This is a genomic window from Amorphus suaedae (assembly GCF_053629675.1).
In genome coordinates this window covers 277,351-293,541 of sequence record NZ_JBRJIT010000001.1, presented here as the reverse complement: position 1 = coordinate 293,541, position 16,191 = coordinate 277,351, and the positions used below count along the sequence as shown (strand labels likewise).

Sequence of the window (16,191 nt, the reverse complement as noted above, 5' to 3'; positions counted from 1 at the left end):
CCGTACAGGAGGGGCGCGAACGCCCGCGCACCTGCGCAGTCCCTGAGAAAGCAGGGGCGCGGGGCATCTCCCTGGAGCGTGTGCGGTGCACACTCGAACGCTCCACAGGTTTCTGGGCGCGGGCAATCTGCCGGGCGAAAGGTGCACAGGCCCTGTGGCAAGGCGCGGTCCGTCATGACCCGGCGATTCCGCGCCTGGACAGGTAATCAGGCAGGGCCGACGGCGCTCGGGTGCTCCCGACCGCCCTGCCCGTACCGTCAGAACCGGAGCGTCAGCCTGCCCGTCGCGGCGTTGTCCTGGGCGTCGGCGCCGAACTGGCCGTCGTAGGAGACGCCCAGCGTGGTCGACGCGATGCCCATCGACTTGACCGGTCCGAGGTCGAACTCCAGCCCCGCGCCGATCACCGCCACGTCCTCGGCGATCGGCACGCCGGCCTCGGTGAACGCCGTGCCGCCGGCAAAGGCGTTGGTGGCCGTCGGATCGAGCGAGCCGAAGGCGTGGCGCCAGCCGAGAAGCCCCGTCGCCCGCGCCCGCACGAAGCCGAGCGGCAGGTCGGCGCCGGCGCGGAGGCCCAGCGTCGTGTAGGTCACCTCGGTGGTGTCGCTGTCGACGGTGAGCGCCGCCGCGCCGCCGCTCTCCGTGTAGCCGTCGGTCGACACCGAGACGTAGGCGAGGCCCGCGAACGGCTCGATCGCCAGCGCGCCGGTCGTCACCTCGTAGCCCGCCTCGCCGAACACCTGCGCCGTGCCGGCGTTGGTGGAGCCGGTGAGCGACTGCGAGAAGCCGGGGAACGACGCGATGCGCGACGTGTCCACGTCCGACCACGCGTAGGTGGCGCCGGCGCGGAGGTTCAGGCCGCGCCAGGCGGTGCCGCCGTAGAGGCCGAGCTGGTAGGTGTCGGCATCGGCCGACGACGACCGCCCGTCGGCGTCGTAGCTCGACGACTGATAGCCCGCCACGAAGCCGAGCCGGCCGGTGCCGCCGACGCCCGCGTCGCCGCCGACCAGGAAGCCCGCCGTGTCGCGGTCGAGCTTCGCCGCGTTGGACGTGCCGTCCGACGAGCCCCAGGAGCCGAACGCCTCGCCCCAGGCGGCGAAGGCGGGGGCCGCGAGGGCCGGCGCGGGCGCCGCCAGCGCGCCGTTGCCGGCGTAGGCGATGCCCTCCGCGCCGCGGCCGCCCAGCGACGAGAACGCCTGCTGGATGCGCGAGAGCACCGCCTCGCGGACGATCCGCGAGTCCTCCACCAGCCCCGTCTTCAGGCTGGCGTGGATCTCGCCCGACAGCGCATCGAACGCCGCCGGCGCGGCCGCGTCGTCGAGCGCCACCACCGCGTCGTAGACGGCGTTGCCCATCCCCAGGCTCTCGATGCCATTCGCCGCCGCCCGCTGGTTGGCCGTCTGGGCCAGTTCCGCGAAGTCGGTGTCGTTGCGCACGAGCTGCAGCGTCACGGCGTTCGCCCCGTAAAGCAGCGTCGGGTCGAGGAAGGCGAGCGTCGACGACACGCCGTCGAAGGTGCCGGCGATGCCGCCGTCCGCCGTCAGGATCGTGTAGGTGGAGGTCGGGGCGTAATTCCCGTCGAAGCCGATGTGCAGCACCCGGCCGGCGAGCGTCGCCGTGCCGGTGGCGTGGATCAGGTCGGCCGCCGTGCCGCCCGGCTGGGTCTCCACCTCGTAGGTCGAGCCGGCCAGGAAGGTCAGGTCGCCGGCGACAGTCACCGTGCCGATGGAGTTGCCCGGCGCGATGGTGCCGCCCGACTGCACCGTCGTCGCCCCCACCGTGCCGTTGCCGGCCAGCCGCCCCCCGGAGCCGAGCAAGAGCGTGCCGCCGAGGGTGTTGCCGCCGAGCGTCAGCGTGAAGTTCGACACCGTCGTCTCGCCCGCGTAGCCGGAGGTGTTGCCGGTCAGCGAAACCTGCCCGCCGCCGGTGTAGAGCACGTCGCCGGTGCCGGTCACCGCACCGCCATAATTTCCGTCGAAGGCCTGGTCGAAGGTGAGGTTGGTGCCGCCCGCCACCATCACGTCGCCGGTGAACAGCGCCGTCGTCGACACCACCGAGCCGGCGAGGATCGACCACGGCAGCGAACTCGCCCCCGTCAGCGTCAGCGTCCCTGCCCCGGACTTCACCATCTGGCCGTTGGTGCCGGAAAGCCCGCCGATGGTGCCGGCGAACGTGCCGGCCGAGACCTGCGCGAACTCCACCGTGCCGGCGTTGGCGATATTGCCCTTGATCGACCCGGTGTTGCCGACGAGCCGGCCGGCGGACACCTGCGTCCCGCCCGTGTAGGTGTTCGACCCCGTCAGCGTCAGCGTCCCGGACCCGGACTTGGCGAGCGTCGTCCCGGTGCCGTCGGCGATCGTCGAGCCGATCGTCGCCGTCACGCCGCCGTCGACGTTGAGCGTGCCGGCGGTTCCGCTCGCCGGCGACAGCGCCAGCGTGCCCCCGGTGAGCTGATAGCCGCTGGTCTTGAACTGGAGCGTGTCGAACGCCTGGGTGCCCGAGACCGTCACCGTGCCCGCCGTGCCGGAGAACACCCCGACCGACTTCGACCACGCGAAGTTCACCGACCCGCTGCTGGTGGTCCAGTTGGTGGTCGTCCCATCCCAGGTGCCCGAACCGCCGTCGACCGTCCCGTTCGGTGACGTGTTCGCCCCGTCCCAGAACTGGAGGGACTGGTTCGGATCAGCGACCTGCAGGTTCACCTCACCGGCCCGTGCCGTATCGACGGTCGATGTCGCGCCCGCGGCCCCGGTCACCGAGGTGGCGTCGAAGGCGCCCGACAGCGTGCCGCCATAGCCGAAGAGGTTGTAGTAGCCAGCCGAACCGACGGACGCCTGCAGCGTGCCGCCGAGTATCAGGTTGCCGCCGACGGAAACGAAGTCATTGGTGGCCCCGCCGGAGACGTTCGGCGTGTTCAGTTCGAACACCGACGTGGACCCGGCGGAGAGGGTCAGCGCACCGCCGATCGTCAGCGTGCCCGGGCTCGCCCCCGGCGACAGCGTGCCGCCGCTCTGCACCGTCACCGCACCCCCCACCGTGCCGGTGCCGCCGAGCGTCGCGCCGGAAGCGACGGTGAGCGTCGACGCTCCACTGCCCAGCACGTTGTTCACCAGCAGCGTGCCGCCCGACACCGTCGTCGCGCCGGCAAAGGTCGAGCTGCTGCCCGTCAGCGCCGTCGTCCCAGCCAGATGATTGATTGTGGCCGAAACGCCCGATCCGCCCGTGATCTGCGGAGCGAAGGTGTAGGCCGTGCCGGTGTGGTTGAAGACCAGCGTGCCGGCGCCCGATCCGAATTCCAGCGTCGCCGCCGAAAGCGTGCCGGGTGCCGCAGCCGGATCGCCGGAACCGGCACCGATGGTCAGGGTTCCGATGCCGTCGGTCTGGAAGCCCAGCGTCGCCGTTCCGGACCCGCTGCCGATCACCACGCTGCCCGCGTCAGCAATCGTCAAGGTGCCCGTTCCCGCGAAGCCGACGTACATTTGGTCGCTGCTCGTCCAGCTCGATCCCGAGCCGGTCACGGTCGCAATGCCGACCGCTCCCTCGCCTGCGCCCAGAAAGATCCTTGAGTTTGAAACCGTGCCGCCCGCCTCAATGCGCAGCGTGCCGCTACCACTGCTACCGATGGTGATGCCTGTGCTTGTCGTCCAACTCGATGCCGACCCGGTGACGGTTACCGTGCCCGCCGAGCCCACGTTCCCGCCCAGAGTTCCCGAATAGCTGGAGATGGTTCCGCCGGCTTCGATGGTCAGCGAACCCGTCGCGGACGACCCGATCACGAAATCAATGAGCAGCGGAAAAGTGCAGGAGCTGTCGAACGTGACACCCTCGGTCTCGATCGGATTTGGCGGACACCCGTTTGCCCGTGCTTCCCCGCCTGATCCAACGGCCCCAAATCCCAGCACGAGCGCCGCGGCGATCACCGGCCGGGCGAGGCGAACGCGTGTGCCGAGGAGGGAAGCAGGCTCGGATATCACCATTCTTGTTCCCCCTTATCGTGCGCCAAACCCTCGGACTGCGAAAACTCTAGAACTGCCAGGATGGAGCGGCCCGCCCGGTCGCCAGCGAACCGGCAACCAATCCATGGTGGATTACCCCGCTCCCGGCGGGCAAGAGGAGGGTGCATCTCTTGGGTGTGGATAGGAGTAAATCACACAATCTGTGATCTAAGCGCAACAGTTTCGGCCATGATGGCCCGCCCTGGCGCTCCACTAGACCACCTTTAGACAACAAATGTTAAAGTCTATCTGGGGAACGCAAAGCTTGGCGCCGACCTAGTTGCCGTAATTCGCCCCCCACTGATATCGCACGCTTCAGTCAAACGGACGGGATTGCGGGCCGACAGGCTACCCCGGATGCTGAAGCCGACGCTTTCGCTTCCCTGGTTTCGACGAGCCTCTGGAAAGCTACAGGGTGCCGGGACCCTGGAGAGGATCGAAGTCTTGGCGCGACGGAGCGAGTGCGTGCCGTCGTCATCCTTTCCGATGCCAATGCCGGTCACCCAGCAACCGAGGATCCGGGCGTGTGGGCGCGTGCTGGTACGGTCGGAATGAACGATGTCGCCCGGGAAGGGGATGTCGGCGTGCGATCGCTCCGGGGCGATCGGGCCATGCGAGAATGCGCGCGCCCGACGCGCGGCTTGAGCGCGGCCGCCCGCCCTGCTAGCAGGAACGGCAGTGCGGACGTGGTGGAACTGGTAGACACAAGGGACTTGATGCAACGTTGGGTGCGCCGGTGGAAACGCCGGACGTAGAACTGCTCAAACTCGGGGAACCCTGTCAGATGGCGATCCCGAGCCAAGCCCCTCTCGGGGAAGGTGTAGAGACTAGACGGGCAGCACCTAAGGCGCCTCCGCTAGGGTGAAGGTATAGTCCAGACCACAAACGCCGCGAGGCGGCGGCGAAAGCCGTAGCTGGTACGAAAATCCCTCGGCCTTTGGCTATGCGGGTTCGATCCCCGCCGTCCGCACCACACATCGGCGTTCCCCGGGCCCCAAGGGCGCCGCGCTTCCGAAAGCCCCGGAGCGGCGGCGCGATGCCGTGTTGGGCGGCGTCAGCGGGCACCGCACCTGCCCGCCCGGACCGCCGGGCGGCTACGCCGCGTAAACCGCCTTCTTCCGGCCGTCACCCTTGGCGCGGTAGAGCGCCGTGTCGGCGCGCTTGAACCAGTCGAGGTAGCTCTCGCCCGGACGCCTGACGGCGACGCCGAAGCTCGCGGCGATGGCCGGGGCATGATCGGGGAGCCCGAAATCCGCCTCCTCGATCGCCCGCTGCAGCCGGCTGACGGCCGTGCGCGCGCTGGCCTCGCTGCCGTCGGGCAGCAGCACGGCGAATTCCTCGCCGCCGATGCGTCCGATGATCTCGGCGGGGTGAACGGTCGCGCTGAGCAGTGCGCCGAGTGCCCGCAGCACGTCGTCGCCGGACGTGTGGCCGAACGTGTCGTTCACGCGCTTGAAGTGATCGATGTCGAGCAGGATGAGGGCGAAATCCCGCCGCGGCCCCTGCGCGAGGATCGCCTCTGCCTTGTCCTCGAAACCGCGGCGGTTGAGGATGCCGGTCAGCCGGTCGACGTCGCGCTCGAGCCGAAGACGGGCGATCATCTCCGACAGCTCGGCCACGAGGAACGCCAGCAGCAGGGCTGTTCCGAGGAGCGCGTTGGTCAACTGGAGAAGCTGCCAGAAGACGGATTGCCCGAACGCGGTCATGTCCGGATCGGAGGTTCCGGCGATCGTCAGCATCGTGCGCGGAAAGAACTGCACGGAGAAGAGGATCAGCAGCCAGAACACGGCCCGTTCGGAATATCCGGCCCTTGCCAGCCGATGCAGGCGCAGGGCCGTGAGGAGGAAGATCGTTCCCGGCACGAAGTTCTGGACGTAGACGCGCGCCACGAAATTCGGCTCGACCGACACGAAGAACAGCGTCAGGCCGACCGAGGCCGCGAGGATGGTCAGATCGGCCGCGAAGCCGATCCGGTGGCCGTAGCGACGCAGGATGCCCTCGCACCCGGCAAGCGTGGCGCCGACGTAGAACGTCTGTGAAATGACGACGTTGAAGGCGACGTCCGACGGCCCGCCGACGATGATGCGGAAGGCGGCGCCGGCCACCGACAACAGACAGCAAGCAGCGATCAGAAGCAGATAATGCCGTCGGCTCGAGATCACCCAGGCCCAGATGTACGCAACGGCAAAGACGAGGAACGTGCCCGGACCGATGAGATCCAGTGTCAGGCTCTGAGATATCCCGTCCATCGTTGCGTTCTGCCCCGCACAGCAGCACCGCGCCGCCACGTCTCCCCACGCCATCCGAATCGGACGCGCGTCGCGGTCCCCCCGCGCGGATAAGACACCGGTGCGGCCCAGAGTGCCACGAGATTTCCCGCCCGGACCCCGGCGGGACGCCCGATTATAGCCGATCCCCGGGCAGAAGCCGACGGCCGGATGGCGTGCGGGATTCGGGCGTTCCGGCGCCGACGGACGCGGCGCGGTCGCGACCTTCCGCCAAGGAGGTGTGGCGCCGGGAGACGCCCCGGCCCCGGGAAGGCGCCATCGTCTCCCGGCACTCCCTGCCCTGGTTCCGGCGCGCAAAACCGTTGCGGCCAAGGTAATCGCGCCAGCGGGATTCGCATCTCCAAGTATGCGGCGCAGCATGTTCTGTATTGCGTGGCATGCGAAATGCACCCTAGTCTGTCCGGATACCGCGGAGGGCGGATGCGATGGAGTTTGCCCGGGATCTCCAACCGATCGCCGAACGGGCGCTTCGCGCGTCCGGGATGCAGTCGGTCGGGCTCTACACCTTCGACGAGGAACGGCGCTTCGAGCGCGGCATCATCCTGGGGATGCCCGACGCCTTCGTGCGCGCCTACGAGGTCAGCGGCATCCCGATCGATCCGGTGCTGGCGCGGGTGCGCACCAGCGGCACGCCCTGCTCCACCGTCACCTGTCTCGGCGAGCGCTGGACCGACAGCGAACTCTACCGGCGCGTGTCCGGACGGTTCGGCCTGACCGGCTTCGCCACGCTGCCGCTCTACCGGGGCACCGTGCTTGCCGGCGTGCTCTATCTCGGCGCGATGACCCGCGAGGGGCTGGCGCGCCTGGAGACCGGCGGGCTGTGCGAGATGACCGTGCATGCGACCAGCGTCTCGACCGAGCTGATGAGCCTGCCCCGGCGCCATCCGCGCCTGAGCCCGCGACAGAACGACGTGGCGCGGCTGGCGGCGCGGGGCCTCGCCAACCGCGAGATCGCCGAGGAGCTCAATACCGGCGAGGCGGCCGTGCGCAAGCACCTCAAGGCGCTGAACCTGACGTTCGGGACATCGAACCGGACCGCCATGGCGGCAGCCTGGCGCGCCGGCCTCGCCTGAGGCACTTGCCCCCGCAGTTTTCCCCGACAGGGGTCCCCGAACGGGGACTGTTCGACGCCGCGCCCCCGGCCCTAGCCTCTGCGATCATCACGCGAGGAGAGATCCCATGGTCAAGGTCGCCGCCGTACAAGCCGCCCCCGTCTGGATGGATGCCCAGGGCACGCTCGACAAGACGGTCTCGCTGATCGCCGACGCGGGCCGCCAGGACATCGAGCTCGTCGCCTTCGGCGAGGTCTGGCTGCCGGGTTACCCGTTCACCATCTGGCTGACGCCGCCGATGGCGGCCATGGACGTGGTGATGGCGCACCGCATGAACGCCATCACTCTCGACGGCCCCGAGATGCGCGCCATCGGCGCGGCCGCCGCCAAGGCCGGGACCTGGGTCGTGATGGGCTTCGCCGAGCGCGATCGCGGCAGCATCTACTGCAGCCAGGTGCTGATCGACGACCGCGGCAAGGTCGTCATGAGCCGCCGCAAGCTGCGCCCCACCCACATGGAGCGCACCGTGTGGGGCGAAGGCCCGGTCACCGACATCACCGTGGCCGACACGCCGCTCGGCAGGATCGGGGCGCTGTGCTGCTGGGAGAACATCCAGCCCATCAACCGGCAGGGAATGTACCAGCTCGGCGAGCAGATCCACGTGGCGTCCTGGCCGAGCTTCGGCATGTTCAAGGGCGTGCGCCAGGCGTACGCGCTGTCGGCCGAGGCGAACCTGGTGGAAAGCCAGAGCTACGCCCTGCAGGGAGGCTGCTTCGTGCTCGCCGCCAACTCCATCATCACCGAGGAAAGCCTCGATGCGATCACGCTGGGCGACGAACGCATCCGGCAGCTGGTGAGCGCCGGCGGCGGCGCGGCGGCGGTGTTCGGCCCGGACGGCTACCGCCTGACCGATCCGATCGACGAGTTCACCGACGGGTTCGCCGTGGCCGACATCGACCTGGCGATGATCGAGGGCGCCAAGGTGTTCGCCGACCCGGCCGGCCACTACTACCGCCCCGACGTCGCCCGCCACGTGCTGGAGGGGTTCGCCGGCCCGGTCGACGCGAACCCGAAAAGGGGCAAGCCGGCCGCCGTCGCGACCGAGGAGGCGGCGGAATGACCCTCGACCCCGACGCGTTCTACACGCCCGCGCAGCGGAAGATGCAGGCGGCCCAGGGAACCCAACGGCTCGCCGGGACCGTCTTCGACGCCATCGTCTGGGATGCGATCGACGCGCAGACGGCGGCGTTCATCGAAAGCCGCGACTACTTCTTCCTGGCCACCGTCGACCGCGAGGGTCGGCCGACGGTGAGCTACAAGGGCGGCCCGCCGGGCGTCTGTCATGTGGTGGACGAGCGGACGCTCGTCTTCCCCAGCTATGACGGCAACGGCATGTTCAAGAGCATGGGCAATGCGGTCGACACCGGAAAGGTCGGGCTCCTGTTCATCGACATGGTGACGCCGAACCGCGTGCGCGTTCAGGGCGACGTGACCGTGTCGGATTCCGACCCGGAGATGGCGCGCTATCCCGGGGCCTCGCTGGTCGCCCGCGTGGCCGTGGAGCACTGCTTCCTCAACTGCGCGCGCTACATCCACAAGCACACGCGGGTGGCGGCGAGCCCGTACGTGCCGGACGCAAGCGGCTGCCAGCCGCACCCTTCCTGGAAGCGGATCGACATCGTCCAGGATGCCCTCGGCGCCGAGGACCGCGCGAAGACGGTCGCCGAAGGCGGCACGATCACCATGGACGACTACGCCGAGAAGCTGATGGCCGGCCAATCCTAGGCGGCGACGGGGCAGGACCGGGGGATTCAGGTGGTGCGGACGGTGGCGAGCGCGGTGGCGGCACCGTCCCGCGGGATCTCGCCGACGAAGACGGCCCGGTTGCGGCCTTCCACCTTGGCCCGGTAGAGCGCCCGGTCGGCCCGCTCGAACCATCTGGCGTAGCTTTCGTCCCCCACCCTTTCCGCGACGCCGAGGCTGGCGGCGATCGGCTCGGCGCCGTCGGGAATGGGAAAGCCCGCCTCCTTCACCTGCCGCTGAAGCTCGGTCACGAACCTGCCCGCTTCCGCCAGCCCGCCGTCCGGCAGCATGATGGCGAACTCCTCGCCGCCGAGCCGGCCGACGAGATCGTGCTCGCGGCCGATGCGCCGGAGCAGTCTCCCGAAGATGCTGAGCACCTCGTCACCCGCGCCGTGACCGTAGGTGTCGTTGACGCGCTTGAAATGATCGAGATCGCAAACGATCAGGGTGAACGGCTCTCCGGCCGATCGCTTCATGAACGCAGCGGTTCTTTCCTCGAACCCCCGGCGGTTGAGCACGCCCGTCAGGGCGTCAAGATCGCGTTCCCCCCGCAGGTCCTCGATGAAATCGATCAGCACCGCGACAATGAAGGAAACGATGAACGCGGCAGCGAGAACCGTGTTGGTCAGCTGCAGGATCTGCCAGTAGTTCGGATCCGAAAAGGCGCTCCTGGTCAGGGATGACGAATGCAGGGTGCTGAAGATCGCCAGCGGGACCAGTCCGACGCCGAAGACCACCATCGACCCCAGAAGCAGGCGGTCTCCCACGTGGCCGCGCGCCAGGTGCCGCAGACTTGCCGCCGTGCCCAGAAGGATCGCCGCGGCGGTAAAGTCCTGCAGGTAGACGCGCGCGTGAAAATTCGGCGTCACGAAATAGAAGTAGGCCACCAGCGTCGTCAGGCCGGCGACGATCGCGACATCCCAGACCAGCCCGATCCGCTTCCCCGATCTGGCGAGCACGCCTTCCACGGCCGCCAGGAAGGCGCACGTGACGACGGCGTTCGACAGCACCACGTTGACGCCGAACACCGGCAGAACCGGAAATATCTGCAGGAAGGCACCGCACACGGCGAAAAACGGGGCGCACGCGAAGATCAGCAGATAGTTCTGCCGCCCCAACAGCAGCCAGGCGCCGAAGCACACGAGGACGATCAGCCCCAACATGGTCGGGGCAAGCATCTGCAGCATCACATCTGCGGTGACATCGTTCATCGCTACCCGCTCCGCAGCGCCCTTTTCGCCGCGCGCGAGAGATCTGTCGAGTACTGACAGCAGCTGTCAGCGCTAAAATGAACGCGTTTGGATCCGGACTGGTTCACACGCCGCCGTCGCCTTCGGCAAGCCAACGAGCCTCTTCTCCCTCGCCCGTGTCCATCATGTCGGCGATCTCACCGAGCGCGGCGAGCAGAGCATCCTGACGGGTCGCGTCCAGTCCGTCGAAGCGGCGCACGAACGACTCCTGCAGAAGTGGCGGCGCCTTCGCCAGCGCGGCCGCGCCCTCGCCGGTCAGGCGCGTGTGGACCACCCGGCGATCGTTGGCGCTGCGGTAGCGTTCGACCAGGCCGCGGCCTTCCAGCTTGTCGAGGATTGTCGTCACCGTGGCGGGGCTGAGCGAGGCATGGGCGGAAAGCGTCGTCGAGGTGACTTCCCCGAGATCCCGGACGGCCTGCAGGACGATCAGCTGCGGGATGGTGAGTCCGACGGTGCGCGCCACCTGCCGCGACTGGAGATCGACCGAGCGGATGATCCGGCGCAGGACGATCAGCACGGAGCGGCTCCGGCTGCCCCCGCCCTGCTCGATCGGGGTTTCGTCCTCTCGCGCGTCTTCGCTGTCCGTCTGCATCATGCCATTCCGTCGAGCGGATTGGCGAAGCAAGACGGCCGGGACGCTCGACAATCCCGACCCGTCCGTCGGCGCTGGTCCCGTCCTTGCAGGGGCGGCACGACAACCGATGGTCATGGAACCTTATTTGCACTCAAAACTTTTGAGCTGTAAATATCTCTCGGATCCGGTTGGCCGGCGGGCCTGAGATCCACCCCCAGCGACGTTCAGGAGACCGATGTATGTGTGGCATTTGCGGCGAATTGACCTTTGACGGGACGATGGCGTCCGCCGCCGCACTGGGCCGCATGACGGAAGCAATGGCGCCACGCGGGCCCGACGCCGAGGGAATCGTCGGACGTGGGCGAGTGATGTTCGGCCATCGCCGCCTGTCGATCATCGACCTGTCACCGCGCGCCGAACAGCCGATGGTGGACACCAATCTCGGCCTGACGATCGCCTTCAACGGCTGCATCTACAACTACCCGGAGCTGCGCCAGACCCTGGAAGCCGAGGGCTATTCCTTCTTCGCGCATTCCGACACCGAGGTGATCCTCAAAGCCTATCACGCGTGGGGGCCCAACTGCGTGGAGCGCTTCCACGGCATGTTCGCCTTCGCGATCCTGGAACGCGACACTGGTCGCGTCGTGATGGCTCGCGACCGCTTCGGCATCAAGCCGCTCTACATCGCCGAGACGCCGGGCAAGCTGCGCTTCGCCTCCTCCCTGCCCGCCCTCATCGCGGGCGGCGGCGTCGACACCGAGATCGACCGGGTCGGCCTGCACAACTACATGTCGTTCCATGCCGTGGTCCCCGCGCCCCGGACGATCCTCAAGGGCGTCAAGAAACTGCCGCCCGCCACGGTGCGCGTGATCGAGCCCGACGGCGGCATCAAGGATCATGTCTACTGGAAGGTCAGCTACGAGCGAACCGACGAGGACGTCCACATGTCGGCCGACGAGTGGCGCGAACGGCTGCTTGCCGCGCTGCGCCTGTCGGTGGACCGGCGCATGGTCGCCGACGTGCCCGTCGGCGTGCTGCTCTCCGGCGGCGTCGATTCCAGCCTCATCGTGGCGCTGCTCGCCCAGGCCGGCCAGAAGGACCTCAAGACCTTCTCGATCGGCTTCGAGGACGCGCACGGCGAGGTCGGCAACGAGTTCATCTACTCCGACATCATCGCCAAGGAATTCGAGACCGACCACCACCAGATCCACGTGCCCTCCGCCAACATGATGGAGGCGCTGCCGGGCACCGTGGCGGCCATGAACGAGCCGATGGTCTCCTACGACAACGTCGGCTTCTACCTGCTGTCGAAGGAGGTCGCCAAGCACATCAAGGTGGTCCAGTCCGGCCAGGGCGCCGACGAGGTGTTTGGCGGCTATCACTGGTATCCGCCGATGGGCCAGACGGACGACCCGCTGGCCGAGTATGCGCGGGTGTTCTTCGACCGCGACCACGCCAAGATGGGACGCCACCTCTCGCCCGACTACATGCTCGAGGAGGACCCGAGCTTCGCCTACGTGCGCGATCACTTCGCGCTTCCGGGCGCGCCCGATCCGGTCGACAAGGCGCTTCGCATCGATTCCACCGTGATGCTGGTCGACGACCCGGTGAAGCGGGTGGACTCCATGACCATGGCGTGGGGCCTGGAAGCGCGCGTGCCCTTCCTCGATCACGAGCTCGTGGAGCTCGCCGCGCGCATCCCGCCGGACCACAAGCTGCGCGAAGGCGGCAAGGGCATCCTCAAGGACGTTGCGCGCCTCGTCGTGCCGTCGGAGGTGATCGACCGCAAGAAGGGGTATTTCCCGGTTCCGGCGCTGAAATACATCTCCGGTCCCGCGCTCGATCTCTGCCGTGAAGTGCTGTCGACCGACAAGGCGCGGGAACGCGGCCTGTTCCGGGAGGATTATCTCGACAGCCTGTTCGCCGATCCGTCCGCCCACATCACGCCGCTGCGCGGCAACGAGCTGTGGCAGGTCGCGGTTCTGGAGATGTGGCTGCAGACGAACGGGGTCTAGGCGGCGTCCGGTCGGGAACGATCCGCCGATCGGAATGCGCTTCGAACTGCCTTTGGCGAGCATGCCTTTCGGGTCGCTGTCCGATCCGGGTTCGTGCTCCAGGCCCGACAAGCGGACACCGCGCCTTACTGCGGTCCGCACCGATCACCACCTCGTGCGGACCCCCGCTCCCGCGAGACCGCCTGCGATACGACGTCCGATCGACGACGGAGAATGAATCTTATGAGCACCCCGCCGGATCCTCGCAGGGAACGCGGTTATTCACAGCGCCTTCGACGGATGCGCGAACAGGGCGTCAAGCCGTTACCCGGGCGCGACGGCCATCCGGCCTCGGACCGCTACAGCCAGACCGGTATCTCGGTCGACTGCGGATGGGGCAACCTGCACTTCGCGCAGACCTTCGAAAGCCCCACCGCGCTTGCCGAACGCATGCGCAAGGAGGGTCCGGGCCGGCGCGACATCGCGTTCTACGTGCGCGAGCCCCACGTGGCGCTGGCGTCGGCGCCCCAGGAGCTGTTCCTCGACCCGTCCCACACCTACCGGCTCGAGCTGTCCACCTACCGCGCCTCGCGGCGCAAGCTGCAGGGCTTCACCGTCCGGCGGATGACCAACGAGGACGATGCGGAGGCGGTGAACCGCATCTATTCGTCGCGCAACATGGTGCCGGTGCGGCCGGACTTCTTCTGGCACCGGAAGGACCGCGCGCTCGTCTATCTGATCGCGGAGGACAACGCCTCCGGCGCGGTGGTCGGAACCGTCACCGGCGTCGACCACGTCCGCGCCTTCGGCGATCCGGACCGCGGCGCCTCGCTGTGGTGCCTGGCGGTCGATCCCCAGGCCCGCCACCCCGGCATCGGCGAGGCCCTCGTGCGCCGCCTGGCGGAGGTGTTCCAGGCGCGCGGCAACGCCTATCTCGACCTCTCCGTGCTCCATGACAACGACCAGGCGATCGCGCTCTACGAGAAGCTCGGCTTCTACCAGATCCCGGTCTACGCGCTGAAGCGCAAGAACCCGATCAACGAACGGTTGTTTGCCGGGCCCGGTCCGGAATCCGAACTCAATCCCTACGCGCGCATCATCGTCGACGAGGCGCGGCGCCGCGGGATCGACGTGACGGTGGTGGACGCCGAGGGCGGGTTCTTCCGCCTCACCTACGGCGGCCGCTCCGTCATGTGCCGCGAATCCCTCAGCGAGATGACGTCGGCGGTCGCGATGTCGATCTGCGACGACAAGACGGTGACGCGCCGGGCCGTGGAGCGCGCCGGCGTGCGGGTTCCCGCGGAAATGGAGACCACCAGCGCCGAGGCCGTGGCCGAGTTCATCGCCGAGCACGGCTCGATCGTCATCAAGCCGGCGCGCGGCGAACAGGGCCGCGGCGTCGCCGTGGGCCTCACCGCCGACGACGACGTCGAGGGGGCGATCGAGCGTGCCCGGCAGATTTCCGACCGCGTGCTGGTGGAGGAGTTCGTCGAGGGCGACGACCTGCGCCTCATCGTCATCGACTACCGGCTGGTGGCCGCGGCGGTGCGCCGCCCTGCCCGCATCGTCGGCGATGGCCGGTCGACGGCGCGCGAGCTCATCGAGCGGCTGAGCCGCCGCCGGGCCGCCGCCACCGGCGGCGAATCGAAGATCCCGCTCGATTCGGAGACCGAGCGCGCCCTGCGCGAGGCCGGCTGCACCCTCGACGACGTGATCGACGACGGGCGCGAGGTGGCCGTGCGCCGGACCGCGAACCTCCACACCGGCGGCACCATCCACGACGTGACCGACCATGTGCATCCGGCGCTGATCGACGCCGCCATCAAGGCGGCGCGGGCGATCGAGATCCCGGTGGTCGGCATCGACCTCCTCGTGAAGTCGCATCTCAAGCCGGATTACGTGTTCATCGAGGCCAACGAACGCCCGGGCCTCGCCAATCACGAACCGCAGCCCACGGCGGAACGCTTCGTGGACCTTCTCTTTCCGCTCTCGATCCCCCATGCTGCCCGGCAGGCCAAACGAACAGAACCGGAGAAACCGTGCCCCGCCTGACCATCGACACCGAGTACCTCAAGGACATGCTCGCCGAGTTCCTGTCGATAGCCAGCCCGAGCGGCTACACCGACACCATCGTCCGCGCCGCTGTCACCGAGTTGCGCCGGCTGGGTCTGGAGACGCAGATCACCCGGCGTGGCGCCATCCGGGCGCGCATTCCCGGCAAGAAGCGCCAGCCCGCCCGCGCCATGATCGCGCATCTCGACACTCTCGGCGCTCAGGTGAAGCAGCTGAAGGACAACGGCCGGCTCGAGCTGGTGGCGATCGGCCACTGGTCGGCGCGGTTCGCCGAAGGCGCGCGCTGCACGATCTTCACCGAGCGCGGCGCCTATCGCGGCACCGTCCTGCCGCTGAAGGCCTCCGGCCACACCTTCGGCGACGAGGTCGACGAACTGCCGGTCGGCTGGCGCTACGTGGAGCTGCGCGTCGACGCGCTGGCCGGCAGCAAGCGCGACCTGGAGCGGCTCGGCTTCTCGGTCGGCGACATCGTCGCCATCGACCCGCAGCCGGAATTCATCGACAACGGCTTCATCGTGTCGCGCCATCTCGACGACAAGGCCGGCGTCGCGGTGCTGTTCGCCACCATCGAGGCGCTGGTCCGCGAGAAGCCGGAACTGCCCGTCGACACGATGTTCCTGTTCTCCATCGCCGAAGAGGTCGGCTACGGCGGCTCGTCGATCCTGACCCACGACATCGCCTCCATGGTGACCATCGACAACGGCACCACGGCGCCGGGCCAGAATTCCAGCGAGTTCGGCGTGACCGTCGCGATGGCCGACCAGACGGGCCCGTTCGACTGGCACCTGACGGACAAGCTGGTGCGTCTCTGCAAGGAGAACGACATCCGCTACCAGAAGGACGTCTTCCGCTATTACCGGTCCGACAGCGCCGCCGCGCTGGAGGCGGGTGCGGACGTGCGGACCGCGCTGATCACCTTCGGCGTCGACGCGTCGCACGGCTACGAGCGCATCCATCTGCACGCCCTGCGCTCGCTGGCGGAGCTTGCCACCGCGTACGTGACGAGCCCGGTGGAGATCCAGCGCGACGCCGAGCCCGTGGGTTCGCTGCTTGGCTTTCCCTCCCAGCCGATGGAAGATGCCGCACCGACCACCTCCGATCCGAGCGATCCGACGGTCTAGCCGGCGATGCCCGCCCGACCGTCCAGCCGCCCGTCCCCATAAAC

Annotated in this window: 10 protein-coding genes; 6 read left to right on the top strand and 4 right to left on the bottom strand. The window is 68.4% G+C overall.

The window, feature by feature from the left end; all coding sequences use genetic code 11:
* Positions 1 to 257: 257 nt before the first annotated feature.
* Together AB7M35_RS01300 and AB7M35_RS01295 are read right to left on the bottom strand one after the other, a co-directional pair.
* The gene (locus AB7M35_RS01300) at positions 258 to 3,974 is read right to left on the bottom strand and encodes an autotransporter domain-containing protein (RefSeq protein ID WP_453956591.1); all 3,717 of its coding nucleotides are present in this window, start codon (positions 3,972 to 3,974) and stop codon (positions 258 to 260) included.
* 1,112 nt (positions 3,975 to 5,086) lie between these two features.
* On the bottom strand, positions 5,087 to 6,241 hold the full coding sequence (locus tag AB7M35_RS01295; protein ID WP_453956589.1) for a GGDEF domain-containing protein: 1,155 nt from the start codon (positions 6,239 to 6,241) through the stop codon (positions 5,087 to 5,089).
* 464 nt (positions 6,242 to 6,705) lie between these two features.
* Here AB7M35_RS01295 and AB7M35_RS01290 point away from each other — a divergent pair, with 464 nt between their 5' ends.
* The 3 genes from AB7M35_RS01290 (at position 6,706) to AB7M35_RS01280 (ending at position 9,117) form a co-directional block, all read left to right on the top strand.
* Positions 6,706 to 7,353, top strand: a complete 648-nt coding sequence (locus tag AB7M35_RS01290; RefSeq protein ID WP_453956588.1) for a response regulator transcription factor — start codon at positions 6,706 to 6,708, stop codon at positions 7,351 to 7,353.
* Between the two features lie 106 nt (positions 7,354 to 7,459).
* Positions 7,460 to 8,452, top strand: coding sequence for a carbon-nitrogen hydrolase family protein (locus AB7M35_RS01285; protein ID WP_453956587.1), 993 nt, complete (start codon positions 7,460 to 7,462; stop codon positions 8,450 to 8,452).
* A complete protein-coding gene (locus AB7M35_RS01280; RefSeq protein ID WP_453956585.1) occupies positions 8,449 to 9,117 on the top strand; it encodes a pyridoxamine 5'-phosphate oxidase family protein in 669 nt (222 codons plus the stop codon). The genes AB7M35_RS01285 and AB7M35_RS01280 overlap by 4 nt, the downstream gene beginning before the upstream one ends.
* Positions 9,118 to 9,143: 26 nt before the next feature.
* On the opposite strand, the gene AB7M35_RS01275 is transcribed toward AB7M35_RS01280, so the two are convergent.
* Complete coding sequence (locus tag AB7M35_RS01275) at positions 9,144 to 10,346, bottom strand: GGDEF domain-containing protein (protein WP_453956584.1); 1,203 nt, start codon at positions 10,344 to 10,346, stop codon at positions 9,144 to 9,146.
* Between the two features lie 103 nt (positions 10,347 to 10,449).
* Positions 10,450 to 10,977: a MarR family winged helix-turn-helix transcriptional regulator gene (locus tag AB7M35_RS01270; RefSeq protein WP_453956582.1), complete on the bottom strand. Its 528-nt coding sequence runs from the start codon at positions 10,975 to 10,977 to the stop codon at positions 10,450 to 10,452.
* Positions 10,978 to 11,198: 221 nt separating this feature from the next.
* Here AB7M35_RS01270 and AB7M35_RS01265 point away from each other — a divergent pair, with 221 nt between their 5' ends.
* The 3 genes from AB7M35_RS01265 (at position 11,199) to AB7M35_RS01255 (ending at position 16,147) form a co-directional block, all read left to right on the top strand.
* Complete coding sequence (locus tag AB7M35_RS01265) at positions 11,199 to 12,974, top strand: N-acetylglutaminylglutamine amidotransferase (protein WP_453956581.1); 1,776 nt, start codon at positions 11,199 to 11,201, stop codon at positions 12,972 to 12,974.
* A 222-nt stretch (positions 12,975 to 13,196) separates the two neighbouring features.
* Entirely contained in the window at positions 13,197 to 15,005 is a 1,809-nt protein-coding gene (gene ngg / locus AB7M35_RS01260) for an N-acetylglutaminylglutamine synthetase (protein ID WP_453956579.1), read from the top strand.
* Positions 14,993 to 16,147, top strand: coding sequence for an osmoprotectant NAGGN system M42 family peptidase (locus AB7M35_RS01255; protein WP_453956578.1), 1,155 nt, complete (start codon positions 14,993 to 14,995; stop codon positions 16,145 to 16,147). Before ngg ends, AB7M35_RS01255 begins: the two co-directional genes overlap by 13 nt.
* The last annotated feature ends 44 nt before the right edge of the window (positions 16,148 to 16,191 follow it).